At 60.1% G+C, this 26437-nt stretch carries 27 protein-coding genes; 13 read left to right on the top strand and 14 right to left on the bottom strand.

Translation table 11 applies throughout. The annotated features are described in order from the left end of the window. Nucleotides 1-295 precede the first annotated feature (295 nt). Nucleotides 296-1507: a pyridoxal phosphate-dependent aminotransferase gene (locus tag MJP36_RS21750; protein WP_244383988.1), complete on the bottom strand. Its 1212-nt coding sequence runs from the start codon at nt 1505-1507 to the stop codon at nt 296-298. Between the two features lie 187 nt (nt 1508-1694). On the opposite strand from MJP36_RS21750, the gene msrB reads away from it, so the two are divergent. The 3 genes from msrB to MJP36_RS21735 all read left to right on the top strand — a co-directional run bounded on the left by msrB (nt 1695) and on the right by MJP36_RS21735 (nt 3250). After that, entirely contained in the window at nt 1695-2087 is a 393-nt protein-coding gene (msrB, locus tag MJP36_RS21745; RefSeq protein ID WP_060753272.1) for a peptide-methionine (R)-S-oxide reductase MsrB, read from the top strand. Nucleotides 2088-2303: 216 nt separating this feature from the next. Beyond that, nucleotides 2304-2789: a glutathione peroxidase gene (locus MJP36_RS21740; RefSeq protein ID WP_090366011.1), complete on the top strand. Its 486-nt coding sequence runs from the start codon at nt 2304-2306 to the stop codon at nt 2787-2789. Further along, on the top strand, nt 2786-3250 hold the full coding sequence (locus tag MJP36_RS21735; RefSeq protein WP_244383987.1) for a MarR family winged helix-turn-helix transcriptional regulator: 465 nt from the start codon (nt 2786-2788) through the stop codon (nt 3248-3250). Before MJP36_RS21740 ends, MJP36_RS21735 begins: the two co-directional genes overlap by 4 nt. On the opposite strand, the gene MJP36_RS21730 is transcribed toward MJP36_RS21735, so the two are convergent. Then, complete coding sequence (locus tag MJP36_RS21730; protein WP_244383986.1) at nt 3231-5540, bottom strand: response regulator; 2310 nt, start codon at nt 5538-5540, stop codon at nt 3231-3233. The two genes, MJP36_RS21735 and MJP36_RS21730, sit on opposite strands and share 20 nt — an antisense overlap. Before the next feature lie 163 nt (nt 5541-5703). Between MJP36_RS21730 and MJP36_RS21725 the strand changes: the two genes are divergently transcribed. Together MJP36_RS21725 and MJP36_RS21720 are read left to right on the top strand one after the other, a co-directional pair. Then, nucleotides 5704-6594 (top strand): ATP-binding protein, encoded by an 891-nt coding sequence (locus MJP36_RS21725; RefSeq protein ID WP_090366008.1) that lies wholly within the window; start codon nt 5704-5706, stop codon nt 6592-6594. Next, a complete protein-coding gene (locus MJP36_RS21720) occupies nt 6591-7073 on the top strand; it encodes a GAF domain-containing protein (protein ID WP_244383985.1) in 483 nt (160 codons plus the stop codon). Before MJP36_RS21725 ends, MJP36_RS21720 begins: the two co-directional genes overlap by 4 nt. A 145-nt stretch (nt 7074-7218) precedes the next feature. Here the strand turns inward: MJP36_RS21720 and MJP36_RS21715 are convergent, their stop codons facing one another. The 7 genes from MJP36_RS21715 to MJP36_RS21685 all read right to left on the bottom strand — a co-directional run bounded on the left by MJP36_RS21715 (nt 7219) and on the right by MJP36_RS21685 (nt 14851). Further along, nucleotides 7219-10854, bottom strand: a complete 3636-nt coding sequence (locus MJP36_RS21715; protein WP_205345487.1) for a transporter substrate-binding domain-containing protein — start codon at nt 10852-10854, stop codon at nt 7219-7221. Between the two features lie 8 nt (nt 10855-10862). Continuing rightward, entirely contained in the window at nt 10863-11489 is a 627-nt protein-coding gene (locus MJP36_RS21710) for a response regulator transcription factor (RefSeq protein ID WP_060753279.1), read from the bottom strand. 255 nt (nt 11490-11744) lie between these two features. Continuing rightward, nucleotides 11745-12134 carry a response regulator gene (locus tag MJP36_RS21705; protein ID WP_060753280.1) on the bottom strand — a complete coding sequence of 130 codons (390 nt, stop codon included), beginning with the start codon at nt 12132-12134 and terminating at the stop codon, nt 11745-11747. Nucleotides 12135-12300: 166 nt separating this feature from the next. Continuing rightward, nucleotides 12301-13632, bottom strand: a complete 1332-nt coding sequence (locus MJP36_RS21700; RefSeq protein ID WP_060753281.1) for a deoxyguanosinetriphosphate triphosphohydrolase — start codon at nt 13630-13632, stop codon at nt 12301-12303. A gap of 180 nt (nt 13633-13812) precedes the next feature. Next, nucleotides 13813-14151 carry a hypothetical protein gene (locus MJP36_RS21695; RefSeq protein ID WP_060753282.1) on the bottom strand — a complete coding sequence of 113 codons (339 nt, stop codon included), beginning with the start codon at nt 14149-14151 and terminating at the stop codon, nt 13813-13815. Further along, the gene (locus MJP36_RS21690; RefSeq protein ID WP_244383984.1) at nt 14148-14534 is read right to left on the bottom strand and encodes a phage holin family protein; all 387 of its coding nucleotides are present in this window, start codon (nt 14532-14534) and stop codon (nt 14148-14150) included. Before MJP36_RS21690 ends, MJP36_RS21695 begins: the two co-directional genes overlap by 4 nt. Before the next feature lie 2 nt (nt 14535-14536). After that, the gene (locus MJP36_RS21685) at nt 14537-14851 is read right to left on the bottom strand and encodes an ElaB/YgaM/YqjD family protein (protein ID WP_161548841.1); all 315 of its coding nucleotides are present in this window, start codon (nt 14849-14851) and stop codon (nt 14537-14539) included. Nucleotides 14852-15196: 345 nt separating this feature from the next. Here MJP36_RS21685 and MJP36_RS21680 point away from each other — a divergent pair, with 345 nt between their 5' ends. Further along, on the top strand, nt 15197-16405 hold the full coding sequence (locus tag MJP36_RS21680) for an ammonium transporter (RefSeq protein ID WP_104995907.1): 1209 nt from the start codon (nt 15197-15199) through the stop codon (nt 16403-16405). Here MJP36_RS21680 and MJP36_RS21675 read toward each other — a convergent pair. Further along, nucleotides 16392-18110, bottom strand: coding sequence for a cation:proton antiporter (locus MJP36_RS21675; RefSeq protein ID WP_244383983.1), 1719 nt, complete (start codon nt 18108-18110; stop codon nt 16392-16394). The genes MJP36_RS21680 and MJP36_RS21675 overlap by 14 nt on opposite strands. Before the next feature lie 156 nt (nt 18111-18266). Here MJP36_RS21675 and MJP36_RS21670 point away from each other — a divergent pair, with 156 nt between their 5' ends. The 3 genes from MJP36_RS21670 (at nt 18267) to MJP36_RS21660 (ending at nt 19875) form a co-directional block, all read left to right on the top strand. After that, nucleotides 18267-18503: a glutaredoxin family protein gene (locus MJP36_RS21670; RefSeq protein ID WP_060753287.1), complete on the top strand. Its 237-nt coding sequence runs from the start codon at nt 18267-18269 to the stop codon at nt 18501-18503. A 73-nt stretch (nt 18504-18576) separates the two neighbouring features. After that, nucleotides 18577-18912, top strand: a complete 336-nt coding sequence (locus MJP36_RS21665; protein WP_060753288.1) for a hypothetical protein — start codon at nt 18577-18579, stop codon at nt 18910-18912. A gap of 72 nt (nt 18913-18984) precedes the next feature. Beyond that, nucleotides 18985-19875: a pseudouridine synthase gene (locus MJP36_RS21660; RefSeq protein WP_060753289.1), complete on the top strand. Its 891-nt coding sequence runs from the start codon at nt 18985-18987 to the stop codon at nt 19873-19875. A gap of 56 nt (nt 19876-19931) precedes the next feature. Here the strand turns inward: MJP36_RS21660 and MJP36_RS21655 are convergent, their stop codons facing one another. Beyond that, the gene (locus MJP36_RS21655) at nt 19932-20153 is read right to left on the bottom strand and encodes a YgdI/YgdR family lipoprotein (protein ID WP_060753290.1); all 222 of its coding nucleotides are present in this window, start codon (nt 20151-20153) and stop codon (nt 19932-19934) included. A gap of 79 nt (nt 20154-20232) precedes the next feature. Then, the gene (gene mobA / locus MJP36_RS21650) at nt 20233-20835 is read right to left on the bottom strand and encodes a molybdenum cofactor guanylyltransferase MobA (RefSeq protein ID WP_104996224.1); all 603 of its coding nucleotides are present in this window, start codon (nt 20833-20835) and stop codon (nt 20233-20235) included. Between the two features lie 76 nt (nt 20836-20911). On the opposite strand from mobA, the gene moaB reads away from it, so the two are divergent. Both moaB and MJP36_RS21640 read left to right on the top strand, forming a co-directional pair. Further along, a complete protein-coding gene (gene moaB / locus MJP36_RS21645; protein WP_010211803.1) occupies nt 20912-21451 on the top strand; it encodes a molybdenum cofactor biosynthesis protein B in 540 nt (179 codons plus the stop codon). Next, nucleotides 21435-22661 (top strand): molybdopterin molybdotransferase MoeA, encoded by a 1227-nt coding sequence (locus MJP36_RS21640; protein WP_244383982.1) that lies wholly within the window; start codon nt 21435-21437, stop codon nt 22659-22661. Before moaB ends, MJP36_RS21640 begins: the two co-directional genes overlap by 17 nt. A 326-nt stretch (nt 22662-22987) precedes the next feature. Here the strand turns inward: MJP36_RS21640 and MJP36_RS21635 are convergent, their stop codons facing one another. Both MJP36_RS21635 and fliK read right to left on the bottom strand, forming a co-directional pair. Further along, on the bottom strand, nt 22988-23317 hold the full coding sequence (locus MJP36_RS21635; protein WP_104995909.1) for an EscU/YscU/HrcU family type III secretion system export apparatus switch protein: 330 nt from the start codon (nt 23315-23317) through the stop codon (nt 22988-22990). Beyond that, nucleotides 23314-24891 carry a flagellar hook-length control protein FliK gene (gene fliK, locus MJP36_RS21630; protein ID WP_244383981.1) on the bottom strand — a complete coding sequence of 526 codons (1578 nt, stop codon included), beginning with the start codon at nt 24889-24891 and terminating at the stop codon, nt 23314-23316. The genes MJP36_RS21635 and fliK overlap by 4 nt, the downstream gene beginning before the upstream one ends. A 200-nt stretch (nt 24892-25091) precedes the next feature. Between fliK and ccmA the strand changes: the two genes are divergently transcribed. Further along, the gene (gene ccmA, locus MJP36_RS21625) at nt 25092-25727 is read left to right on the top strand and encodes a cytochrome c biogenesis heme-transporting ATPase CcmA (RefSeq protein ID WP_104995911.1); all 636 of its coding nucleotides are present in this window, start codon (nt 25092-25094) and stop codon (nt 25725-25727) included. After that, nucleotides 25724-26392, top strand: a complete 669-nt coding sequence (gene ccmB, locus MJP36_RS21620) for a heme exporter protein CcmB (RefSeq protein ID WP_014717701.1) — start codon at nt 25724-25726, stop codon at nt 26390-26392. Before ccmA ends, ccmB begins: the two co-directional genes overlap by 4 nt. Nucleotides 26393-26437 lie beyond the last annotated feature (45 nt).

The following is a 26437-nucleotide window of genomic DNA, read 5'->3' as shown; positions in this document are numbered from 1 at the left end:
GTTCTCCTCAGGCTTAATATGTCGCGTACTGCGGGGTATATAAGGTGCGGGATGGGGTGATTCAACCGAGCGACTATTTCAAACTGTGTCCTACAGTCTGAACGTAGAGCCTTGAAAGGATTTTCTGACCCACCAAGCTTGCCTTCATCACCCCACTTTTACCCTGCCGTCCCGTAATTATAGGGGGCTTGCCGATTAGTGGGGGCAACCACAGGGAGGACGGAGAAGCAGGGCAGAGAAGTGTTGCCAGATGCTCGCTGTACGACCGAATGAGGGCCGTACAGCGATAGGTCCATTACTGGCGATAGGACTTGAGGAAGTTGCCGATGCGACCAATGGCCATGTCCAGGTCATCCACGCGCGGCAGGGTCACTACCCGGAAGTGATCCGGCCATGGCCAGTTGAACGCGGTGCCCTGGACCACCAGCAGCTTTTCCGACAGCAGCAGGTCGAGCACGAACTTCTCGTCGTTGAGGATCGGGCACACTTTCGGGTCGATCCTCGGGAAGGCATACAACGCTCCCATGGGTTTCACGCAACTGACGCCAGGAATCGCGTTGAGCAGCTCCCAGGTACGGTTGCGTTGCTCCAGCAGGCGGCCCTGGGGCAGCACGAGGTCATTGATGCTCTGATACCCGCCAAGGGCGGTCTGGATCGCGTGCTGGCTCGGCACGTTGGCACACAGGCGCATGTTGGCCAGCATGTCGATGCCTTCGATGTAGCTCTGGGCGTTGTGCTTGGGGCCCGAGATGGCGATCCAGCCAGAGCGGAAACCGGCGACGCGGTAGGACTTGGACAAACCGTTGAAGGTCAGGCACAACAGGTCCGGTGCCAGGGAGGCGGTGCACACGTGCAGGGCGTCGTCGTAGAGGATCTTGTCGTAGATCTCGTCGGAAAACACCACCAGGTTGTGTTGGCGCGCCAGTTCAAGCATGCCCAGCAGCACTTCCCTGGAGTACACGGCACCGGTGGGGTTGTTCGGGTTGATGATCACCAGAGCCTTGGTGTTCGGGGTGATCTTGGCCTTGATGTCGGCCAGGTCCGGGAACCAGTCGGCGCCTTCGTCGCACAGATAGTGCACCGGGTGGCCACCGGCGAGGGTCACGGCGGCGGTCCACAGCGGATAATCCGGCGCCGGCACCAGGACTTCGTCGCCATTGTTGAGCAGGGCCTGCATGGACATCACGATCAGCTCGGACACCCCGTTGCCCAGGTAGATGTCTTCGATGCCGACACCTTCGACCTGCTTCTGCTGGTAGTACTGCATCACGGCTTTACGTGCGCTGAACAGGCCCTTGGAGTCACTGTAGCCCTGGGCGGTCGGCAGGTTGCGGATCACATCCTGGAGAATTTCGTCCGGCGCTTCGAAACCAAAGGGCGCCGGGTTGCCGATGTTCAGCTTGAGGATGCGATGGCCTTCCTCTTCCAGGCGCTTGGCGTGCTTGAGCACCGGGCCGCGAATGTCGTAGCAGACGTTGGCGAGCTTGTTCGATTTGCTGACCTGCATGGCGATGTGATCCTGAAAATGAACGATCCAGACGGTGTGGACACTACCGTACTGTGAATCCGATAAATACGTTTGAATGCCGGTAGCGTGGGTGCCAGACTGGCGTTTTGAAGAGGCGCAATCATACGTGCCGCCTGATCCATGGAAAAGACACAGATCAGGGTTTTTCAGTTGCCGAGGTGTACCGATGGAAAAGTTGCAGAAAACCGTTGATGAATGGAAGGCGATGCTCGATCCAGAGCAGTACAACGTGTGCCGTCTCAAGGGCACCGAGCGACCTTTCAGCGGCAAATACAATGGCACCAAGACCGACGGCGTGTACCACTGCGTCTGCTGCAATGAGCCGCTGTTCGACTCCACCACGAAATTTGATTCGGGCTGCGGCTGGCCGAGTTTCTACGCGCCGATTGCCGACAGCGCGATGATCGAGATCCGCGATGTCAGCCACGGCATGATCCGTACCGAAGTCACCTGCGCCAAGTGTGATGCCCATCTGGGTCATGTGTTCCCGGACGGCCCACCGCCGACCGGCCTGCGTTACTGCATCAATTCGGTATGCCTGGACCTGGTACCGCGTTAGACCGGCAACGACCTTCAATTGTGTGCGGGCTTGCTCGTGAATACGGCGTGTCAGTCAGTAGATATGTCAGCTGATAGACCGCTTTCGCGAGCAAGCCCGCTCCCACATTTGGCCTGAGTCGAGGCTGATAACGCGCCATCAATCCCGGTAATTAAATTGCACACAATTGAATTACCCACTATCTTTTTGCTTCTTCCCCTTATCCGAGGCACTGCCATGAGCGACAACTTGCTGAGTATCCCTTGCACCACCATCAAGGGTGAGCAAAAGACCTTGGCCGATTTCGCCGGCAAAGCCATCCTGGTGGTCAATACCGCCAGCAAATGCGGTTTCACGCCGCAGTACAAAGGGTTGGAGCAACTCTGGCAGCAGTACAAGGACCAGGGTCTGGTGGTGCTGGGTTTTCCCTGCAACCAGTTCGGCAAGCAGGAGCCTGGCAATGAAGGGGCAATCTCCGAGTTTTGCGAGCTGAACTTCGGCGTCAGTTTCCCGCTGTTCAAGAAGATCGACGTCAATGGCAGCGATGCTCACCCTTTGTTTGTTCAGTTGAAAAAACAGGCGCCGGGGCTGCTGGGTTCCAAGGGCATCAAGTGGAACTTCACCAAGTTCCTCGTCGGTCGCAACGGTCAGGTGGTCAAGCGTTTTGCCCCGACCACCAAGCCTGAGGACCTGACCCAAGAGATCGAAGCGCTGCTCAAATGACCGATCTGCCTGGCGTATCCCTCGCCCTGGACAACCAGTTGTGTTTCAAGCTCTACGCCGCCTCACGTGCGGTTACCCGGGCCTATAAGCCGATGCTGGATCAGTTGGGCCTGACCTATCCGCAATACGTGGTGATGCTGGTGTTGTGGGAATGGCACGACGCGGCACCGGCGCACCCCACGGTCAAGGCGTTAGGGGAACGGCTGATGCTGGATTCGGGCACGTTGACGCCGTTGCTCAAGCGGCTTGAGCAACTTGCACTGGTAAGGCGCCAGCGCAGCGCCAAGGATGAGCGCGAAGTGCACCTGAGCCTGAGCGAGGCCGGCGTGCAATTGCGCGACCGGACTCAGGGTTTGAAGACCCGGTTGCTGTGCGACAGTGGCATCGACCTGAATCAGGCCGACGCCCTGCGCGATGGCCTGGATCAGTTGCTGGTGCAGGTCAAAGGGTTGTCGTCTTAGGCACCCAGAGGTCCAGCAACGCATTGAGTTCTTCACGGCGAAACGGCTTGGCCAGATAGTCATTCATCCCCGCCGCCCGGCAACGTTCGCGTTCTTCAGACATCGCGTTGGCCGTCAACGCGACGATGGGCAGGTCCGGCCAACGCCCGCTGCGACGAATTTGCCGACTTGCCTCGTAGCCGTCCATCACCGGCATGTTGCAGTCCATCAGCACCATGTCGAAGCGCTGGTCTTCAAGCAGCTTGAGCGCTTCGCCACCATGGGCGGCGACGATGACCTTGCACCCCAATTTGTTGAGCATGCCCTTGGCTACCAGTTGATTGACCGGATTGTCCTCCACCAGCAGGATGTACGCGCGGTGGGCAAGGGGGGCGGCTTCTATCTGGACCGGGTCGAGGATCAACGGCGACTCGCTGTGCAGGTTACGTTGCAAGATCTGGTACAACGCGTTGCGGCTCAACGGGCGTGCCTGTTGCTGCAATGGCGCAAGGGCCGCCACTTCTTCACTGGGCATGAAGTTGCCATAGGCGGTCACCACCAGAATCGGTGCGCTGATCGCCGGGCGCAGGCGGAACAGGCACTCGGGGCAATCCGTGATCAGCAGGTCCGGCGTTTGCTCCCTCAAGTCATCGTCCTGGGAATAGCAGCGCGGTGTCAGCCCCCAATGGGGGAGCAGGGTGGTGAGCAGTTCCGTCAGGCCGCTGCCGGTGTTGGTGATGGCAATGACTTCGCCCGTCAGCGGGGCAACCGGGGCGGCCGGCAAATGCGTAGGCAACGGCAGGTCGGCGCAGAACTGGCTGCCAAACCCGACCTCCGAACTGATCGTCAGCCGGCCCTTCATCGCTTCGCACAAGTTATAGGTCAGCGCCAGGCCCAGGCCAGTGCCGCCGAACTGACGGGTGATACCGGCACCGGCCTGAGTGAACGGCTGGAAGATCTTCGCCTGCGCTTCCTGGGCGATGCCGATGCCTGTGTCGCACACTTCGATGCTGACCCGGTCGGCTTGAGCGCGCAGGCGTACATCGACCCGGCCGAAGCGGGTGAACTTCAACGCGTTGGAGAGCAGGTTGCTGACGATTTGGCGTACACGGGTCGGGTCGCCAATGACCTGGGCGGGGAACTGTGGGTCGATCAGGCACGTCAGTTCGACACTGGGAGCTGCGTTCTGCGACAGCAGGTTTGCGGTGTCTTCCACCAGTGAACCGAGGTCGAACGGAATGTGCTCAAGCTCCAGCTGACCGGCGTCGAACTTGGACAGGTCGAGGATATCGTTGAGCAATTCCACCAGCACTTTGCCCGAGTCATGGGCAATGGACAGTTGCTGGCGCTGTTCGGCGTTCAATGGGCTGTCCAGTGACAGTGCGATCATCCCCAGCAGGCCGTTCAGCGGCGTGCGGATTTCGTGGCTCATGTTGGCCAGGAATGCCGCCCGTGCCTGGGCCATGCCGAGGGCAGTCATTTTTGCCGCTTCCAGCTCATCATTGGATTGAATCAGGCGCTGGTTACTGGCTTTGAGCTCGAGGGTGCGCGCCGAGACAATATCTTCCAGCTGTCCGAGGTATTCAGTCAGCCGGTCTTCAGCGTGGCGGCGCTGCTGGATTTCGGTCTGCATGTTTTCGAACTGCTGGTTGGCGACGTTGACCAGCACGCCGATTTCGTCGTTTTCGTGCCCCGGCGGGCAGTCCAGATGGGTCTGCTTACTGGTGCTCAAGGCACGGATAATGCGCACCAGCGGCTGGGTCAACATGACATAGAACAACGCCAGCAGTATTCCGGTCAGCAGCAGGCTGCGGGCAAATCCGTTGAGCAGGGTGATTTCGGCGCGATGCAGGAAACGGCTGCCGAAGGCGTAGGTGTCGACGTCCAGCCGCAGCACCCCAAGCGAGTCATTGGGCATATGGCTGAGGAACAAGCGGTCTTCAAACTGACGGTTGGCGCCGAACAGAAAATCACTGAGGGGCCGGTAGCTGCTTTCCTTGGGCGCACGCACCACGTCTGCCAGGACCACGCCATTGTTGTCGATCAATTGCGCATGAGTGATGGCAGGGGACTGCAGCAGGCCCAGGGTCAACTCCTGGGCGAGTTCGGCATCGATGTTGTAGGCAATACGTGACGCGGGGTTATGGCTGATTTCAATCAGCGAACGTATTTCACGGTTGATGGATGCGTCTTCGCTGGCATAATCAATACCGATTTGGATCAGACTGAGCAGGGTTCCCAAGACGAAACCGACCAGCACAGTCAATCTGGCTTGTTTATAAGACAAGCGGTGGGCGAACTTGATATCCATCGAGTGTTGAACCACTTCACGTTTCCCTTCGCCCGGCAAGCATAGCTGAACATCCACAGGCTCTGGCTTACCCGGCATAAATCGTTTTTTACGCAGCCTCGTGCGGTCTGCCGCAGGGTTGCCAATACGCCATCTTTTGCAGGAACTTTCCAGAGGAATAATCGTGGATTCTCGATTGAATGCCTTTCTAGAGCGGGCCGATGCGGTGCTCGCACGCCTGGAACCCTTGTTGCCCGCCCCGCGCCAAGCTATCGATTGGAACCAATGCCTGGCGGCCCGCTGGCAGCGCGAAGGCCGCAGCGGCTTCCTGTTGCCGCTGGACGTCAGCCTGGACATGCGCCTGTCCGATCTGATCGGCGTTGACCGGCAGCGTGAGCAACTGGCCCGCAACACCCAGCAATTTATCGAGGGCCTGCCCGCCAACCATGCGTTGCTCTGGGGTTCGCGTGGCACCGGCAAATCGTCCATGGTGCGCGCGCTGCTGGCCCAGCACGCCAAGGCGGGTTTGCGCCTGATCGAAATCGAGCGCGATCACCTGGCCGACCTGCCACGTGTGGTCGAGCAGCTGCTCAAGCTGCCGCAACGCTTCATTCTGTTCTGCGATGACCTGTCGTTCGAAGCCGGTGAAAGTGATTACCGTGTGCTCAAAAGCGTACTTGACGGTTCGCTGGAGCAGGCACCGGACAATGTGTTGCTGTATGCCACGTCGAACCGCCGCCATCTGGTGCCGGAAAACCAGAGTGATAACGACAACTGGAAACGCGTGGACGGTGAGTTGCACCCCAGCGAGGCCGTCGAGGACAAGATTGCCTTGTCTGACCGTTTTGGCTTGTGGCTGTCGTTTTACCCCTTCACCCAGGAGCACTTTCTGGATGTGGTGGAGCACTGGATCGGTGAGCTGGCCAATAAAGCCGGTTTACAGTGGCAACGCGATGAGGCCCTCGATATCCTCGCCGTGCGCTGGGCTACCGGTCGCGGCAACCGCAACGGCCGGTGTGCTTATCAATTCGCCCGTTATTGGGTGGGTCTCAAATTGCTGGAACGTCAACCATGATCGATTTACAACAGGCCGGTACCGGCCTTGATGGCTACGCCATGCTTTGCGCGCAGTTGGAGTCGCTGTTGGCGGATGAGCGTGATTTCATCGCCAACAGTGCGCAGTTTTCCGCGTTCCTGTTCAACCAGCTGGATGATCTGAACTGGGCAGGTTTCTACCTCAACCGTAACGAAGAGCTGGTGCTCGGACCATTTCAGGGGCAGATCGCCTGTGTGCGGATTCCGTTCGGCCGTGGCGTGTGTGGTGCGGCTGCGGCTTCGCGGCAAACCCAGCGGGTGGAGGATGTGCACGCGTTCCCTGGGCACATTGCGTGCGATAGCGCTTCCAACAGCGAGTTGGTGGTGCCGTTGATCAAGAACAACCGGTTGATTGGTGTCCTCGACCTCGACAGCCCCTCGCTGGCGCGCTTTACGCCCGAGGACCAGGTCGGGATTGAACAGCTGGCGGCGATTTTCCTGCGTTTGACGGATTGCTGAACAAAGATGCCAGGGTAAGGCTTTGTGTAGGAGCGAGCTTGCTCGCGAAAAACTCACAGGCGCCGCGTTGATCCAGGAAAAACGCGTTATCGTTGACGTTTTTCGCGAGCAAGCTCGCTCCTACCGCTTGACTCAACCCTGCCTCTTATTGGCGATCCAGGTCATGCAGTTGCGTTTGCAGCATTCTTTCCAATTCCAGCATCAGCTTTTCCAGGGCTTTGATGCCGGCGTCGATCACGGGACGATCTTCGCTGCGAGAGCAGGCTTGTTCCAGTGTTTCGCATTGCCCCGCCAATGAGTGGGCTTGGACGATGCGGGCGGCTCCTTTGATTTTGTGGGCTTGCTCGATGATGTCCTGGTGCGGGGCTTGTCGAGCCAGCATGCCCATGAGTTCCTGGCGGTCGTGCCGGCTGCTATTTAGCAGTTCCTCCAGCAAGCGCCGACTCAATTGCGTATCGCCGCCGGTCAGGGCCTCCAGGCACGCCAGGTCCAGGCACGGGGTCGCCGGTTGTGGGGCGATGTGTGCCAGTTGTCGCTCCAACACCGTGAGGCTGATGGGTTTGAACAGGCAGTCGTTCATACCGGCCTGCACACACCGTTGCCGTTCCTCGGGTTGTGCATTGGCGGTAAAGCCCAATACCACGCAGGGCGGCCGTTGTTCGCGTTGCTCGTATTCACGGATCGAGCGGCTCAACTCGTAGCCGTTCATGATGGGCATGTTGCAGTCGGCGATCACCAGGTCGAAATGTTCCTGGCGCCACGCCTGGAAACCGGCCGCACCGTGCTCGGCCGCGGTGAACTGGTGGCCCAGGTAGCCCAGCTGCTGACACATCAGCAAGCGATTGGCCGGATGGTCGTCCACCACCAGCACATTGAGCACCGGGGTCGGGGCGGCCGCCACCGGTACCAGTTCACCTACCTGGTTCTGCGTGTGCAGACGCGGCATCTTCAGGTTGACGTGCACCTGGGTGCCGACCATGGGCACGCTGCTCAGGCTTAGCTGGCCGCCCATCATCGCGCACAAGCTGCGACAGATCACCAGCCCCAGCCCTGCGCCGCTCCTGGCCAGGTGCCCGGAGTTGTCCGCTTGGGCGAAGGGTTCGAACAAACGCAACTGGTCGTCCCTGCTGATCCCGATGCCGGTGTCTTCCACCACCAGTTTGAGCTCGATCTGTTCCGGTGCTTGAGTCGGCAGCACCTCAACTTTGATCTTCACCTGCCCACGCTCGGTAAACTTGATCGCATTGCTCACCAGGTTGGACAGCACTTGCTTGAAGCGCAGCGGGTCAATCTGGACCTCGATGTCGTTAAGGTCGGGTTTGAACTCCAGCAACAGGCTGAGGGTTTTCTGGCGTGCAAGCCCATCGAATACGCGTACGACGGACTCGATCACTTCCCGCAGGTTGACGCGTTCCGGGGCGAGGCTCAGACGCCCGGATTCAATGCGTGCGATATCCAGAATATCGCCGATCAGTTCCAGCAGGTCCTTGGCCGAGTTGTAGGCCACTTCAATGGCCGGTCGATCAAGATGCCCTTGATCGGCGCGCTTGAGTGTCAGTTCGAGCATACCGATCACGGCATTCATCGGTGTGCGGATCTCATGGCTCATGGTGGCAAGGAACGTACTTTTGGCACGGTTGGCTTCGTCGGCGCGCTCCTTGGCAGCGCGCAACTCATCAAACAGTTGGCGCCTTTCACTGATGTCGATCCAGCCACCGATGATGCCTTGGACTTCGCCGGTGGAATCGCGGTACGGCAGGATCCAGTGGTAGATGGTCAGTTTCTTGTCGTGGATGTGCAGGGTGCGGTCCAGGATCAGCGGGTTACCTTCGGCCACGACGCGTTGATAATCGGCGTGATACTGCGCCGCCTCCGACTCGAGGGCCATGCTCATCTGGACCGCGCTTTTGCCGATGACGTCTTCGCGTTTGACGTCGAATACCTGCAGGTAACTGTCGTTGCAGGTCTGCAACAAACCGTTGCGATCACGTACGTAGATCGGGTGTGGGGTTTCATTGACCAGCGCACGCATGAACTCGAACTGGTCGTTGAGGGCGCGCTCGGCCATTTGCCGATGCTTGATCTGGCGACGCATGTAGGCGTTCCAGGTCAAGGAGATCAACAGCAGCAGCCCGGTGCCGATAACGATCCGGGCAATCAATTGATGGTAGTTGCGCCAATAGCTGTCGGACGCGGCGGTATAGCCACGCCAGCGGCTGTTGATCACGCCCATTTCATCCGGGGCGATACTGAGCAGTGCCTTGTCGAGGATCGAACTCAGTTCGGTCGCATGGCGTGATGTGGCCAGGGCAAACGTGGCGGGGACCGTCCCGATAGTGCTGCTGATCTGCAGTTTGTCCTGGAAGACCTGCGAGGAGAGGAAGTAGTTGGCGATGACCAGCGAGTTCACGGCGCCGTCCACATGGCCTTGTGCAAGCAGTTCCGAAGCCTTGAACGTGTCGCTGGTCTCCACCAGGTGAATCTGTGGGAAGTCCTTGCCCAAGGTACCGGCCAGTGGGTTGCCCTGGGTGATGGCCAGGCGTTTTCCGGCCATCTGCTCCAGGCTCAGCGGAGCACCGGGCTCCTTGCGTGTCAGCAGTACGTAGGAGTTTTCCAGGTAGGGCCGACTGAAGTTGAGCTGCGCTTCCCTTTCGTTGCTCGGAACGATGGCGCCGATCATATCCACTTTGCCGGTGGCGACCTGCTCGATCATGTCGTTGACGTCGCGGCCGTTCTGGATCACGAAACGCAGGCCGGTGCGCAGGCGAATCAACTCCAGGAGGTCGGCAGTGATGCCGCGGAAGTTGCCGTCCGCATCGAAGAACGTGAGCGGTGCAAAGGTTTCGTTCACGATGACCTTTACCACGGGGTGCTGTTTCAGCCAGCGCTCTTCACGTTGGGTCAGTTGCAGTTTTTTGTCGGTCAGCAGGATGTCGCTACCGGCACTCCAGCGCTTGGCTATGTTGTCCCGTTCGTTGGTAGGCACGGCGGCCAGTACCGAGTCGATAATGCTCAACAGGATGTGTTGGTCCTGGCGCAGTGCAAAGCTGAAACCAAAGGCCTCATGTTTGCCGAAGTTAGCCATGTGGATATTTTTCAGATAGCCCTTGTTGATCATGTAATGGGTGGAAATGGTGTCGCCCAGAAACACATCCGCCTGGTCGAAGGCCACCGCATTCAAGGCATTTTGATAAGAGGGATAGGCGCGAATGATCGCGTTGGGGTACAGCTTTTCCACTTCACTCAGGGGCAGGTAATGATAGACAAGGCTCAGGCGAAGCCCCGCCAAGCCATCGTTGAGGCTGCGGGTTTCACCCTCACGGGTGACCAGCACCGGCTGGTCCACGGCGTAGGGTGCGGACAGGATCAGCTTTGGGTTCGCGGCTTCAAAGCCGTTGGAGGAGCCCAGTAGATCAATGTCACCCGCCTCCAGGGCTTGAATGGATGCCTTGCGGGAAGGGTAGCGCACGACCCTGACCGGCAAGGCGAGTGCCTTGGCCAGCAGCCCCGCATAATCGGCGGTGAGGCCTTCATAGTCATGGCCGCTGGAAGTGAGGTCGAAGGGCGGGTAGTCGGGTGCGGAAGTGCCCAGTACCAGCTCGCGTTTGTTCTGTAGCCACTGGCGTTGTGCTCTGTCCAATTGAATGTCCAGTTGAACGCTTCCTGCACGACTTAATAAGGTGAAATGTTCCGGGTCGGGTTGATATTGTGCGAGCGCAACGGTGCTGAAGCACAAGCCGGCACATAATACAATCAGATAGTCCTTTATACGGCTGGGCATCCGCTTTCTCACACTAGCGCGTTTCGTTTTGCCATCTCGATGAGTTCTACCAAGGATTTGGCTTTGAGCTTCTGCATGAGCCGCTTTTTATAAGTGCTGACGGTTTTATTGCTCAGGAACATGCCTTTGGCTATTTCTTTATTAGTGCGTCCTTGTGCAAAAAGTTGTAATACCATCAACTCCCGATCGTTGACGGTTTTGAATAATTCCAACTCCTCCACCTCAACGCCTTCGCTGCCGTTGCCATTCAGTGCCTGGCTGGGGAAATAGTTGTAACCGGAGAGTACTGCACGGATCGCGCTCAGCAGCTCGCTGAGGTCACCTTCCTTGCACACATAGCCTTCAGCGCCCGAGCGCATGCAGCGTGTTGCAAACAAGGTAGGGCACTGGGCCGTGAGCACCAGGGTTTTCATCGAAGTATTCATGGCGTTGAATCGGCAGAGTACTTCGAGGCCATCAAGTTTGGGGATGCTGATATCGAGAATTACCAGATCCGGGAGGCATTCGCGGACCATTTGGATGGCATCGCAGCCATTGTCTGTTTCGCCAACGACTTTGTAACCTTCATGTTCAAGTAACATTCTAATGGCCAATCGTATAACCGGATGGTCGTCGATAATAAAAACTGTATTCATGGTCACGCTCCGCGCCGATGCAAATAAAGCGGGCACATTAGCTCAGAAGATGAGTGAGGAGGATCGACGCCGACGGCCTAGACATAAAACAAGAAAAGTCCTACATAAAAAAAGGCATATGCCTACCAGCTACAGGGTAGTTGTGAAATGAAACGGACAGAGTTTTGGGCGCGAAAGCGGTGACGGGAAGTGGCCGGGAATTTACGATGCGCTTAGAGTCGCTTTTCACCAGTCGAGATGTTTAATGTCCTACATTTATCGATTGGATGTTATTAGCTTTTCAAGTTCTTCTTTATTTAACGGCTTGGGTAAATATCCCCACAGTGGCAGGCTTCGCTGCGCAGCTTGTAGAGCGAGGTTGATCAATTCGGTGGCAGGTAACCCGCTGAGCAGAATCGCAGCACTGATAAAACGGCCGCGGCTGGCTATTTCTATCAATTCGAGGCCGGGTAAGTCAGGCAGGCATTGGTCACACAGCATCAGGTCGAAAGGTCGTTCGGACTGGGTCATTGTGCGGATGGCCTGTTCGGCGTTTTCTACGGGTGTGAGTTGATCGAAACCGAAGCTTCTGAGCAGGCATTGGGTGGCCAGGAGTTGAAAGGGATGATCTTCCACCACAAGAATACGAAGAGAGTGTCTGGGCATAGAGAGCACACAGTGGGTCAAGCGTCGGTGGGATGTAGGAATTGTTTGCGACGCCCGCGAGGAGCGTGCGTGATTATTCTTCGGGTGCCTGTACGAATTCGATCAGGCCGCTCTGTTCCCTTTGTAGGTTAATTCTGTTCAGGGAACAGGCTGCGGGATCCGAGGGTTATTGGGGGCTGGAGCGGCCGGTCATCTCTCGCGCCATTTCGGTAGCGTAGCTGTCAGTCATGCCGGCGATAAAGTCGATCATGCGCAGGAACGAGGCATGCAACGGCCAGGCGGGGTCCGGTGCGCTATTGCCCAGCAAGTCGAGAATGCGTCGGTTCTTGAACGATGGTGTGCGCCCGCCATGTTGTTCCAGAGCGGCACCGCAAAATGCATTCAACAGGATTTCCAGGGTGGTGTAGGCGCCGATTTCATGCAGGGTCTTGCGCTTGTCCTGGAAAATTTTCTTGCGCGCCATGTCTTTGGCATCCAGTACACAACGCTTGGCAGGCCCATGCATATGCTCCACCAGGTCGCCGGGCAGGGTGCCGGCCAGCAAGGCGTCCTGCTGTTCGACAAACGCCTGTGCCGCCGCGTTGGTCAGGTGCTCGATCGCCTTGCCGCGCAAGATCGCCAATTTGCGCCGGCGCGAGTCCAGCGGGCCCAATTGGCGATACGTCTGCGGCAGGTCATCGCCGACCAGGTTGAGCAGCAGCGATTCGACCTCGGCGTATTCCAGCAGCTCCATCTCCAGCCCGTCTTCCAGGTCGATCAGCGCGTAGCAGATGTCGTCCGCGGCTTCCATCAGGTAAACCAACGGATGACGCGCCCAGCGTTGTTCTTCCAGTTGGGGCAGCCCGAGTTTGTGGGCGATCTGCTCCAGAATCGGCAGTTCGCTCTGGTAACAGCCGAACTTGTGTTTCTTGTAGCCCAGGGAGTCGGCGTGACGCGCGGTCCAGGGATATTTCAGGTAGGTGCCCAAGGTGGCGTATGTCAGCCGCGTGCCACCGTCGAACTGGTGGTACTCCAGTTGGGTCAGCACTCGAAAACCCTGGGCGTTGCCTTCGAAATTGAGGAAGTCATTACGTTCGGCAGGGCTCATGCCATCCAGCCAGCCACGGCCCGCAGCCTGCTGAAACCAATGGCGAATGGCATCTTCACCGGAATGCCCGAAGGGCGGGTTACCGATGTCATGGGCCAGGCAAGCCGATTGCACCACCATGCCCAGGTCGCTCGGGTCGCACCAGTCGGGCAGGGCGCTGCGCAGGGTCTCGCCGACGCGCATGCCGAGGGAGCGGCCAACGCAGCTGACTTCCAGGGAATGCGTCAGGCGCGTATGGATATGGTCGTTGCTCGACACCGGATGCACTTGGGTCTTGCGGCCCAGGCGCCGGAAAGCACCCGAGAAGATAATGCGGTCGTGATCTTTGTGAAATGGGCTACGGCCCAGTTCTTCCGGGCTGTGCAGGGGTTTTCCGAGGCGTTCGCGAGTCAGCAGGGTAGGCCAATCCAAGGCGGGTACTCTCCGTTGGTGAAGGATGCGCCCAGCTTCCCGGTTCGGCGTGGCCTGGGCAAGCGAAAATCTACCGGCAGATGCGCGGGCGAAAGCAGATGCGCGGGCGAAAAAAGGCCCGGCCCTGTTCTGATAAGGGCCCGGCCGGTTCTGTCGAGGCAACAGGCAGCGTGTGGGGGTTCAGCCTTTGCGCGCGCCTTGCATGGCCAGCTTGATCAGTGGGATCAAGCCGGCGCCCAAGCGCACCAGGCGCGTCACACTGCTGATACTGCCGCCCTTGGCACCTTTGCCGGTGAAAAAGCCCAGCAGCGTCACCGCCGCAACGCCCCATAGCGGCGCATGCTTGATCCCCAGGCTGTCTTGCCAGTTGTGGCGCATGTCGCGCATTTTGTGCAGGGGCGCCATGAGTTGTTGCGACTCGTGGCGGATCTCCTGGCGGTGCATTTCCATGCGCAGGCGGATCAACGCCTTGCGCATTTCCCGGCGTGAGGTGGATGGCGGGATTTCAGTCAGGCTCATGGCAGCAGGCGCTCCCGGTCATTGGCCAGCTCTTCCAGGGTGGCGTGGAAGGGCGTGGATTCATCGAATACCGCCGCTTTCAAGCGCAGCCCGCAGAATGCCGCGGCCAGGATGTAAAACACGCAGAGGCTGATGATCCCGGTGAGACGGTAGGTGTCCCATACCAGAATCATCACCAGTGCCGACAACCCCACCAATAACAGCAAGGCAAACACCAGCGAGAGCCCGGCAAACAGCAATAGGCTGACGGTGCGCGACTTCTGTTCCTGCAGTTCGATGCCAAACAGCTCGACGTGGCTGTGCAGCAAGCCCAGAACGGCCGCGCCCAGGCGTCGAGAGGTTGAGCTTGCGCCCTTGGACGACTCGGTTTCGCCGATAGACATGATTAGCGCCTTGTGGCCAGCAGGCCGATCAGAAAGCCCACGCCAGCGGCGATGCCGACCGACTGCCAAGGGTTGGCCTGTACGTAATCCTCGGTGGCGGCAACCGCTGCCTGGCCACGCTCACGCAGGGAGTCTTCGGTCAATTGCAGGGTTTCGCGAGCCTTGAGCAGGCTCTCATGGATCTTGGTCCGCAGCTCGTCCGCCTGGTCACCGGCCAATACGGCGGTGTCGTCCAGCAACTTTTCGGTGTCACTGACCAGGGTTTGAAAATCCGCCATCAGTATTTCTTGAGCAGTCTTTGCAGTGCGTCTGGCCATGGGTATCTCCGTGATTGGCTGATCGGTGTGTGGTTTCGAGTCACCGCGTTCGGTGAAGGTTCAGTGCAATTGTCTGGTACAGCTTTTGCTTTGCCTTGGTGCGCAGGCCCAACGGGCTGCGCTGAATCCGGGCGGTCGGGCCTAAAGCCTTGAAAAACCTTACCCTAAATAACTGAAACTCGCGGAAAAACCCTGTCGGTTACGGCCTGTTGTGTTGATCGCTGCGCTAAAGCGGTTCACACCCCCAATAGAGGGGTGGGACCGGCGGTGCCAATTTAGTGCGCGAAACCCTGGTTTGAACCGGTTTGGTGCTTTTTTGCCTTTGATGCAGGCCTGCCAACGTCCATGGAAAATGTGCAAAGTGCAGTAGACACCTTAGTCCACAGCTCCAACACCCTGTTTATCCTGATCGGTGCGGTCATGGTCCTGGCCATGCACGCCGGCTTCGCGTTCCTTGAAGTCGGGACGGTGCGCCAGAAAAACCAGGTCAATGCCCTGTCGAAGATCCTCAGCGACTTCGCCATCTCCACCCTGGCCTATTTCTTTATAGGCTATTGGATCTCCTACGGCGTGAGCTTCCTGCAACCGGCAGCGGTGATCAGCGCCGATCACGGTTACGGCCTGGTGAAGTTCTTCTTTCTGCTGACGTTTGCCGCAGCGATCCCGGCGATCATTTCCGGCGGTATTGCTGAGCGCGCGAAGTTCGCACCTCAACTGTGTGCCACCGCCTTGATCGTGGCGTTTATCTATCCATTTTTCGAAGGCATGGTGTGGAACGGCAATTTCGGCGTGCAGGCCTGGCTGCTGGCTACCTTTGGGGCCAGTTTCCATGATTTCGCCGGGTCCGTGGTGGTACACGCCATGGGAGGGTGGTTGGCGCTGGCGGCAGTGTTGCTGCTGGGGCCACGTAATGGTCGATACAGGGAGGGACGGCTGGTCGCCTTTGCGCCGTCGAGCATTCCGTTTCTGGCGTTGGGCTCGTGGATTCTGATTGTCGGCTGGTTCGGCTTCAACGTGATGAGTGCGCAAACCCTCAACGGCGTCAGCGGCCTTGTCGCCGTCAACTCGCTGATGGCAATGGTCGGTGGCACGGTCGCGGCCCTGATCATTGGTCGCAATGACCCAGGCTTCCTGCATAACGGCCCGCTGGCTGGGCTGGTGGCGGTGTGCGCGGGGTCCGACCTGATGCACCCGGTGGGCGCGCTGGTCACCGGTGCGGTCGCCGGCGGGTTGTTTGTGTGGTTCTTCATTGCGGCCCAGGATCGCTGGAAGATCGACGACGTGCTGGGCGTGTGGCCGCTACATGGCCTGTGCGGCGTCTGGGGCGGTATCGCCTGCGGTATCTTCGGCCAGACGGCCCTCGGCGGCCTGGGCGGTGTCAGCCTGATCAGCCAACTGATCGGTACGGCCCTGGGTGTCGCGGTGGCATTGGTCGGCGGCTTGTTGGTGTATGGCCTGATCAAGCGCGTGCATGGGCTGCGCCTGAGCCAGGAAGAGGAGTATTACGGCGCCGACCTGTCGATCCACAAAATCGGCGCGGTCAGTCAGGACTGATCGGCGGTTCTGCCTGCGGGTAGAAGCCGTGCAGCAGGCGATAACGGTTATGTCGCACTTCATCCACCCGCGCCTGCACCTGTTGGTCCGGCAGGCCCAACAGGATCAAGGCGTGGGAGGCGAGCATCAGGCTGGACTCCAGCAGTTCGGGCACCACTTCGCTGGCGCCCGCAGCTTTCAGTTCGGCCAGTTGGCTGTCATCGCGGGTACGCACCAGGATCGGCACTTCAGGGTTGATCCGCCGAGCTTCCTTGAGCACCACCAGTGCGACGTCCGTGTCGTCCACTGCGATCACCACCAATCGCGCCCGTTCCAACCCAACCGCACTCAGCAAGGCGCCACGGCGACAGTCACCGTAGTGCACGCTGCTGTCTTCAGTGGCGGCTTCCTGCACCCGTTCCGGGTCGTCATCCAGTGCGATAAACGCCTGCTGTTCGCGGCGCAGAAAACGACCGATGGATTGCCCGACCCGGCCATATCCGCAAATCACCGCATGGCCGCGTAACTGGGCGTTGAGCGCAGTGATTTGCTCCAATTGCACTTGCAGGTTGGGCTTGCGGTGCAGGCGCTGGGCGATCGACGGCGCGGCGCGCAGCAGCAGTGGGGTGAACAGCATCGAGCAGAACGTGGCAGCGAGGAGCAGGCCATTGAACTCATCGGGAATCAGCCGGCTTTGTTGCATCTGCGCCATCAGCGCAAAACAGAATTCGCCACCCTGGGCTAGGGCCAGTCCGCTGCGCCAGGCGGTTTCAGTGTCGCTGCCACGCCACTTGACCAGTCCCGCCACCACACAACCCTTGACCAGCATCAGGATGAGGGTCAGCCCAAGGATCAGCAGGCTATGGCTGACGAACAGTTGCAGGTCGATGAGCATGCCGATGCTGACGAAAAACAAGCCCAGTAGAATGTCGCGAAACGGGCGGATATCCGCTTCGATCTGATGCCGGTAATGGCTTTCACCCAACAGCATGCCGGCCAGGAATGCACCGAGGGCCGGCGAGAGTCCGAGCAGGTGCGTCAGCCAGGCGGTCAACAGGACGATCACCAGCGCCAGCAACACAAACAGCTCCGCCGAATGGGATGCGGCGACTTCATGGAACAAGCGCGGTAATAGCCAGCGACTGGCCCCTAGCAGGCCGATGAACAGCACCACGGTTTTGCCCAGTGTCAGTGGCAGCGCCCAGTACCACGCTTGGGTGCTGCTACCGGCAAACACCGGCACCAGCGTCAGCAGCAACACGGCGACCACATCCTGAAACAGCAGCACGCCAATCGCATTCTGGCCATGGCTGCTGAAGATTTCCCCAAGGCTGCCCAGCTCCTTGCTGACGATAGCGGTGGAGGACAACGCCAGCCCAGCGCCCAATAGCAGCGCCACACCGGGCGACAGGCCCAAGCCCATCAACAAACCACCCAGCAGCACGCCGCACCCCAGCACCTGCAGGCTGCCCAGACCAAACACCACTCGCCGCAGGGCGAGCATTTTGCTCAGGGAAAACTCCAGGCCCAGGGAGAACAAGAGGAATACCACGCCGAGCTCGGCGAGGTCCGGCAGTTCTTCGCTGTCATTCACCCAATCCAGCGCAGTGGGGCCTACGGCCAGGCCGACGCACAGATAGCCCAGCACGGGAGGCAATTGCAGGCGGCGAAAAAGCGCAATCACCACCAGGGATGAGGCCAGAATGATCAACAGGTTGGCAAACACGGACAGCTTCCTTGCAGGTTGGGCGGGCAAAAAGCCGCGAGAATCGCTGAATCAGTTATACGCCATGCTGATCTGGGTCAGGTTTTTTGTGGTGGTGGGCTTCATGCAGTCACCGGGCTTAGAATAGGTGACTGTTTTCTGATCGGGCCATTCATCATGCCTCCTGAATGCCAGTTGTTCGGCACCCTGGGTTGCCATCTTTGTGAAGTTGCCGAAGCCGAAATCATGCCGCTCGTCGAACGTGGCTTGCTGGTGGAACTGGTCGATATCACCGACCCCGACGACCTGACCGAAGCCTACGGCCTGCGGATTCCGGTGCTTCGCCGGGTAGACACCGGAGCTGAGCTGGATTGGCCGTTCGATACGGAACAGGTCGTGACGTTCTTGCTCTAGCTTTATGCGATGGCAGGTTTCCAAATATTAAGTTACTGTATGTTTGTACAGTGATTGAATAGAGGGAACGCCCGTGGTGAATGTTGAACAATTGAAAAGCAGCGTCAATCGCATGTCCGTCGATGTCGTGCGTGATGCGGTGAACGAGCTGCGCCTCGACGGCCTGGTCACGGAAGGCAAGACGCCGTTTAACAAAGTGCATTTCAACACTTGCTTTGCCGAAATCGAGGCGTTGTTCCAGCGCGCCGGTTATCACAAGCAGCTGGATGTGGTGGGTTACCAGGGGTTGTTGTACGCGCTGTACGATCCCGGCCGTTGGGATGCGGTCGACGTGCTGCGCTGGCTCAAGGAGTTCACCGAGGCCGCGAGTGCTTCGCCCATCCTGCGAACCCAATTGGCCAAAGCTTGAGATCGACCCTAGGCTCAATCCCGCTCCTTGCGGGATAATACCGCTGTGTTTTTCCAGGTTTCGAGCCTCTTCATGTCCACTTCCGGTTTTTCCGCGTCCCAGCATCAAGCCAGCACTCTGTATCTGCCTCCGGGGCCTTGGGCGACGGTGCTCGATTGCCTGTGCGAACACTTTCCGGCCATCAGTCGCGAGCATTGGCTGGACCGTATTGCGCGGGGGCGGGTGCTGGATCTCAATGGCCAGCCGATCAGCCAGGGCCTGGCTTACAAGGAGGGCCTGTGCATCTACTACTTCCGGGAGGTGCCCAATGAGAAGGTCATCGCGGTGCAGGAAACCGTCCTGTATGCCGACGAGCATCTGGTGGTGGCTGACAAACCGCATTTCCTGCCGGTGACGCCAGCCGGCGAATACGTCGAACAGACCTTGCTGCGGCGCCTGATCCGCCGCCTGGGCAACCCCTCGCTGGTGCCCCTGCATCGTATCGACCGCCACACGGCGGGGCTGGTGTTGTTCTCGGCCAACCCACAAAGCCGTTCGGCCTATCAACAACTGTTTCCCACGCGGCGTATCGACAAATTCTACGAAGCCATCGCGCCGGCATTGCCCAACCTGACCTTCCCCCTGGTGCATAAAAGCCGCCTGGTGGATGGCGAACCGTTCTTTCGTATGCAGGAGGGGCCCGGTGCCAGCAACACTGAAACGGCGGTTGAGGTCCGGGAACAGCACGGCGATCTGTGGCGATATGGCCTGTTTCCCGTGACCGGCAAGAAGCACCAGTTGCGCGTGCACATGACCGCGCTCGGTGCGAGTATCTGCAACGATCCGTTCTACCCGGATGTGATCAAGGACGCCGTGGATGACTACGCCAACCCGCTCAAACTGCTGGCCCAGGGCGTACGTTTTATTGACCCGATCACCGGGCTGGAGCGCAGTTTCCGCAGCCGGATCACCCTCGACTGGTGACCCCCGGAAACGACAAGGCCCGCACGAGGCGGGCCTTGGGCGGCAAGCGTTAAGACTTACAGGTCTTTAACGGTGCGAACCTGATCTTTGTTGATACGGGTTTCCTTGCCATCAAGCTGTTTGAACTCGTAGAAGCCCGATGCCTTGTCGTAAGTCGGGGTGTCGACGGCCTGGATTTCGCGACCGTCATTCAGGGTGATCACTGTTGGCGAGGCGCAACCGGCGAGGGTAGCCAGGCCCAGTGCAAGCATGAGAGCGGCGATGGTCCGTTGAGTCATGAGTTTGTCTCCGAGAAAATACTTTTGAATGACTGAGCTTGTGACGCGCAGGGCGTCGTCAAAGTTCCTTGTTCGCCCATCATTCTGACACGCCAGTCCCAGGGTGCAACAGTTCGGGTGTATTAAGGTTGGCCAGGCGCGGGTCATTGTCCGGGCATTCCAGTGCGACGCCACCCAGTTGCAGCAGGATCTTGCGTGGGCTGCGTTCGCCTGCGGCCCAGGCACATTCCATTGGGTTTTTAAGCGCGGTGGGGATGATGCACAGCAAGGGTTCCCAGAACTCGCCTTGTCGGACCATGACCGGCACGGAGGGATGGCTGCGTGATGTCTCCCGCAGGTCGGCGAGCAATCGTGCATCAATGTTCGGCACATCACACGGCAGGATCAGCAGGTGCTGATGACGTGCGGCGCGCAATCCGGCACGGATGCCGGCGAGCGGGCCGGGGAAGTCCTGGCTGTCGTCGCTCACCAGTTGGTCGGCATAGGGGGCGTAGAGGTCATGATTGCGGTTGCACGAGATGATCAGGTCATCTGTCAGCGGCCTGGTCAGCTCCTGCAAGTGCGCGATCAACGGCCGGCCGTGCCATTGCAGCAAGCCTTTATCCTGGCCGCCCATGCGTTGGCCGCGGCCACCGGCCAGCAGCAGGATCGAACAGGGCAGGGCTGAGTAATCGAGGGACATGGCGGTTTCGCTGCGGCAGGTCAATAAGGCCCTGTGATATAACATCGGGCTGTTCCTTCGACAACCGGACCGAGCCATGAAAGCCAAGGCTGATGCGCCCTTCGTACCCCTGAACATCGCTGTATTGACCGTCAGTGACACCCGCACCCTGGACACCGATACTTCGGGCCAGGTCTTCGTCGATCGCCTGACCGCCGCCGGCCACCACCTGGCCGAGCGCGTGTTGCTCAAGGACGACCTCTATAAAATCCGCGCCCAAGTGGCCCACTGGATCGCTGAAGACGTCGTGCAGGTGGTGCTGATTACCGGCGGCACCGGTTTCACCGGCCGTGACAGCACGCCCGAAGCGGTCAGCTGCCTGCTGGACAAGCAGGTCGACGGTTTCGGCGAGCTGTTCCGCCAGATATCCGTGGCGGATATCGGCACCTCCACCGTGCAGTCCCGCGCCCTGGCCGGCCTGGCCAACGGCACGCTGGTGTGCTGCCTGCCGGGCTCCACCAACGCCGTGCGCACGGGCTGGGACGGTATCCTCGCCGAGCAGTTGGACAACCGTCACCGCCCGTGCAATTTCGTGCCTCATTTGAAGCAGGCCGAGCCCTGTGAATCCCGTGGATAAGCCCGGCAAGACCGGCGCCCTGATGCCGGTGGAAGAAGCGCTGCAGCGCCTGCTGGACATGGCCGAAGCCACGCCGATCCGCGAGCAGGAGGTGTTGCCCCTGGCTGACCTCGATGGGCGCGTGCTGGCGCAAGACCTGATCTCCACCCTCGACCTGCCGCCATGGCCCAACAGTGCCATGGACGGTTATGCCCTGCGGCTGTCGGACTGGAAGGGTGAGCCGCTGCCGGTCAGCCAGCGCATCTTCGCCGGCCAGGCGCCGCAGCCATTGGCCGCCGGGACGTGCGCACGAATCTTTACCGGCGCGCCGGTGCCCGAAGGCGCTGATTGTGTAGAAATGCAGGAAAATGCCGTGTTTCACGCCGACGAGCGTGTGAGCTTCAGCGAGCCGTTGCAGGCGGGCCAGAACATTCGCCCACGCGGCCAGGAAACCACGGTCGGTGAGCGGGTGTTGACCGCCGGCACGCGCCTGGGCCCGATCGAACTGGGCCTGGCCGCCTCCCTTGGCCGTGACCGCCTGAGCGTGGTGCGCCGGGTGCGGGTGGCGGTGTTGTCCACCGGCGATGAGTTGATCGAGCCTGGCCTGCCGCTGGGGCCTGGCCAGATCTACAACAGCAATCGCCGCGTACTGTGCAGTTGGCTTGCGCGTATGGGGTGCGAAGTGATCGATGGCGGTATCCTGCCGGATGATCTGGAGCAGACCCGTGCGCGTCTGGCAGGGTTGGGTGATGTTGATCTGATCCTGTCCACTGGCGGTGTGTCGGTGGGCGAAGCGGACTTCCTTGGCATCGCCTTGCGCGAAGAGGGCGAACTGGCCCTGTGGAAGTTGGCGATCAAACCGGGCAAACCGCTGACGTTCGGTCACTTTCGCGGTGTGCCGGTGATTGGTTTGCCGGGTAACCCGGCTTCGACCCTGGTGACATTCGCCTTGCTGGCGCGCCCGTATCTACTGCGCCGCCAGGGCGTACGCGAAGTGACGCCGCTGCGTTTCGAAGTGCCGGTGGGGTTCGTGTGGCCCAAACCGGGTAACCGCCGCGAATACCTGCGCGGGCGCATCGAACAGGGCAAGGCGATCATCTACCGCAACCAGAGCTCCGGCGTGCTGCGCAGCGCGGCGTGGGCGGAGGGGTTTGTGGAGGTATTGGAGGGCACGACGCTGGCGGTGGGTGATCGAGTCAATTTCATCCCGTTGAGTGAAGTCCTGAGCTGACCCAGAGCCCACTTGTAGTGAGCGGGCTTGCCCCGCGCTGGGCTGCGAAGCGGCCCCAAACCCAGGCACCTCGGTCTTTCTGAAACACCGGGGCGGTCTTGTTGGGGCGGCTGCGCCACCCAGCGCGGGGCTTGCTCTAATGCCAGTCAGTTAAGGATTAATGCGGTCACTGTGGGAGGGGGCTTGCTCCCGATGGACTGCGTAGCAGGCCCATTTTTGAGGCCGCTGCGCGGCCTATCGGGAGCAAGCCCCCTCCCACAATTTATTCATCGCCCGCTCTATCGCTTAACTGACTGGCATTAGGGCAAGCCCGCTCACTACGAGGGTTAATAGTCGTCGCCACGTTCTGTGATGTCTCGTTCCGGCGGCTGCGCATGGGGGTCGTAGCCCACCGGGAACTTGCCCTTGAGCGTCCAGGCAAACGCAATGATTTCGGCCACCGTGCGGTACAGCTCCTCAGGAATACTGTCGCCCAGTTCCATGCGCGCCAGCAGCTTTACCAACTCGGCGTTTTCATAGATCGGTACTTCATTCTCCTGCGCCAATTTCAGGATCGCTTCAGCCAGTGCGTCATCGCCTTTGGCCGTCAACGTCGGGGCCTGCTGGCCGTCGTACTTGAGGGCAATCGCCTGGCGCGGCGGGTTAGCGTTCTTCATGCGGTTTCATCCACCCAGCGTTGTTCCAGTCCGGTTCGCGGCCCGCGTGGCGGGGTGCCGAGGTGGCAGTCCAGGTCACCGACGTTGAGCCCCGAGGTCACCAGACGCTCGCGCAGGCTGCCCAAATGGCTTTCGATCAGGCTGGCGGTGAAGGGCCGGCTCGCCCATAACTGGCTGGACAGTTTGCCCTGGCTGAGCTGGGCCTGGACCTGCAACGGCCCCAGCGGCTCCATGTCGAACGCCAGCTCGACGCGCCAGAGCATCTGCTTGGGGTCTTTTTTGTCTTTGCGTTCGGTTTGCTCCTTGTCCGGCGTTGGCTCTTCACGCTGGAACTTGACTTGCAACGGCACGATGTCCTGCAGGGTGCGCAGGGGGATCTCCAACTGCCAGGTGGTTTGCAGGCGGCCATCGGCGGTGGTGCCGGTCTGCTCCAGGCTCGACAGCTGATGGCTCTGCAACCGCGAGATCGCCGCAGCCGCCAGGCGCAGCAGGTTTTCCAGGTCACCTTCACCTTCCAGGCGCTGCATCAGCCGGTCCGGTAACGGAAAGCCCGCGGGCGCTTGACGGGCACCGATCTGGCCAAGGGTGTTCAGCGGGTTGCGTACGAAGTTCGGCAGCACCTGGGCCAGGGTGTTGGCGGCAAGCACCGCGTTCAGGTTGGTCGGGGTGGGCAGGGCCGGCAGCAAGTCGGCGACCAGGCGCAGCAGCGCGCCCTTCATATCCAGCGGCGGTATCTGCGGGTTTTGCCCGGCCAACAATTTGGCTTCGAGAAAGGCGCCGCTGTTCTGCACCAGTTGCGCCAGCACCTTGGGGTTACTGGCTTGTGCCAGGTCGGGCAGGGCAGCGAGCAAGCGGTCGGCGGCGGCGCGCAGCTCGGCGGACGTGCTGCTGCTGGCGGGCAGGTTCTGCAACGCGGTGAACAGTACATCCAGCGAGCCCTGGCGACTTTGCTGGGTGGTGAGTTGCTGCGCGATGGCCAGTTGATCCTTGAGCCCGCTCAAGGGCACGAAATTCAGGGTTTGCGCATTCTGCACCACGGCGCTGAGCAAGCTGCCGACCCGCAGCGGCTGCGGGCTCTCCACCGTGAGGGTGGTGCCTGCCAGGGCGTTATTGAGCACGCTCACCAGCGAGCGATAGATTGCCGGCTGCGTGGCGCCCTGAGGCAACATCTGGGTGGTCAACACCTTGGCCTGCAACAGTGTGCCTTCGGGCATTTGCGTGGTGTCGATGCGGGTGAGGGCGGCGACGTTGGCGCTCATGGCTTGCTGCAGGGAGAGGGTCAGGTTGCCTGTCGGCGTTTGGCTTACCGCCACGTTGCTGCCCAGTGGCAGTGGCTGCGCACTGCTGGCTTGCACCAACGTCTGGCGCCCGCCATCCAGGGTCAGCTTGAGCAGCAGTTGAAACGAGTCTCCGCCTTGTTTGAGTGCGAGCACTTCGGCGTTTGCGGTTTTTCCAGGGTCGATCAGCCCCGCCTGCGGCTCCAGCAATTTGAGCAACTCACCGGTCGCCGGCAGTGGAGCAGGCCCGGGCGCCGGGGTGGGAGGCAGCGGAGGAAGGTTGATCTCACCGGTCATCGTGCGCGTCGTCTCTGGGGAAATTGCCCTCTTTAGAGTAGGGCATCACATGTATAATGCCGCCCGTCTGCAAAGAGAGCGGTAAAAACCTCACAACTATTTGATCCAGCTCTCTAAAATCGGTCGCCAAAGCCGTTATTGTGCATCTCTCTATAACGGCCGCTGCACCGCCGACTTGAACCGTAAAGGCCCGCGATCTCTTGACCAGCCCTCTTCTTGAAGCCGTAGCGCTTGCCTGTGAACGCGACCTGCGCCTGCTGTTCGAACACCTCGAACTGCGGCTGACGGGCGGCGACATGGTGCAAATCAGCGGCCCCAATGGCAGTGGCAAGACCAGTTTACTGCGCCTGCTGGCCGGCTTGATGCAGCCGACGGCCGGCGAGGTCCGTCTCAACGGCAAGCCCCTCAACGAACAACGCAGCACGCTGGCGCGCAACCTCGTGTGGATCGGCCACGCCGCCGGTATCAAGGATGTGCTCAGCGCTGAAGAAAATCTCAGCTGGCTCAGTGCCCTGCATCACCCGGCCTCCCGCGACGCCATCTGGCAGGCCTTGGCGGCGGTCGGCCTCAAGGGTTTTGAAGACGTGCCTTGCCACACCCTGTCTGCCGGCCAGCAGCGCCGCGTGGCCCTGGCGCGTTTATATCTGCCCGGCCCGCCGCTGTGGATTCTCGATGAACCCTTCACCGCCCTCGACAAACAAGGCGTCGCCCAACTCGAAGAGCATCTGGCCCGGCACTGTGAGCAGGGCGGTCTGGTCGTGCTGACCACGCACCACACCCTGGCCCGCCTGCCGGCCGGTTATCGTGAGCTGGATTTGGGGCGGTGGTCGCTATGAGTGTGTTCGCCCTGTTGGTTGCGCGTGAAGCCCGGCTGCTGTGCCGTCGCCCAGCCGAACTGGCCAACCCGCTGGTGTTCTTCGCCATCGTGATTGCCTTGTTTCCGCTGGCGGTCGGCCCCGAGACTAAACTGTTGCAAACCTTGTCTCCGGGCCTGGTGTGGGTGGCTGCGCTTTTGTCCGTCCTGCTCTCGCTGGACGGGCTGTTTCGCAGTGATTTCGAAGACGGTTCCCTGGAACAGTGGGTCCTTTCGTCGCACCCCCTGCCACTTCTGGTACTGGCCAAGGTGCTGGCACACTGGGTTTTTTCCGGCCTGGCGCTAGTCTTGCTCTCCCCGTTGCTGGCGATGATGCTGGGGCTGCCCGTGGAGTGCCTGCCGGTATTGCTTCTATCCTTGTTGCTCGGTACGCCGGTGCTCAGCCTGTTGGGGGCGGTGGGCGCAGCGTTGACTGTCGGTTTGAAGCGGGGTGGCCTGTTGCTGGCCCTGTTGATTCTGCCTTTGTATATCCCGGTGTTGATCCTGGGCAGCGGCGCTCTGCAAGCCGCGCTCATGGGGATGCCGGCGACCGGTTACCTTCTGTGGCTGGGGAGCCTGACCGCCCTGGCGGTAACCCTGACACCCTTTGCTATAGCCGCCGGCCTGAAGATCAGCGTCGGCGAATAATGAGGTCTGGTTGAGCGCGTCATACCCTTGACCAGTAAAGACCCT

The sequence above is a fragment of the Pseudomonas palleroniana genome, from assembly GCF_022836895.1.
Taxonomy (GTDB): domain Bacteria; phylum Pseudomonadota; class Gammaproteobacteria; order Pseudomonadales; family Pseudomonadaceae; genus Aquipseudomonas; species Aquipseudomonas palleroniana.
This window is presented reverse-complemented; position numbering and strand designations above follow the sequence as displayed.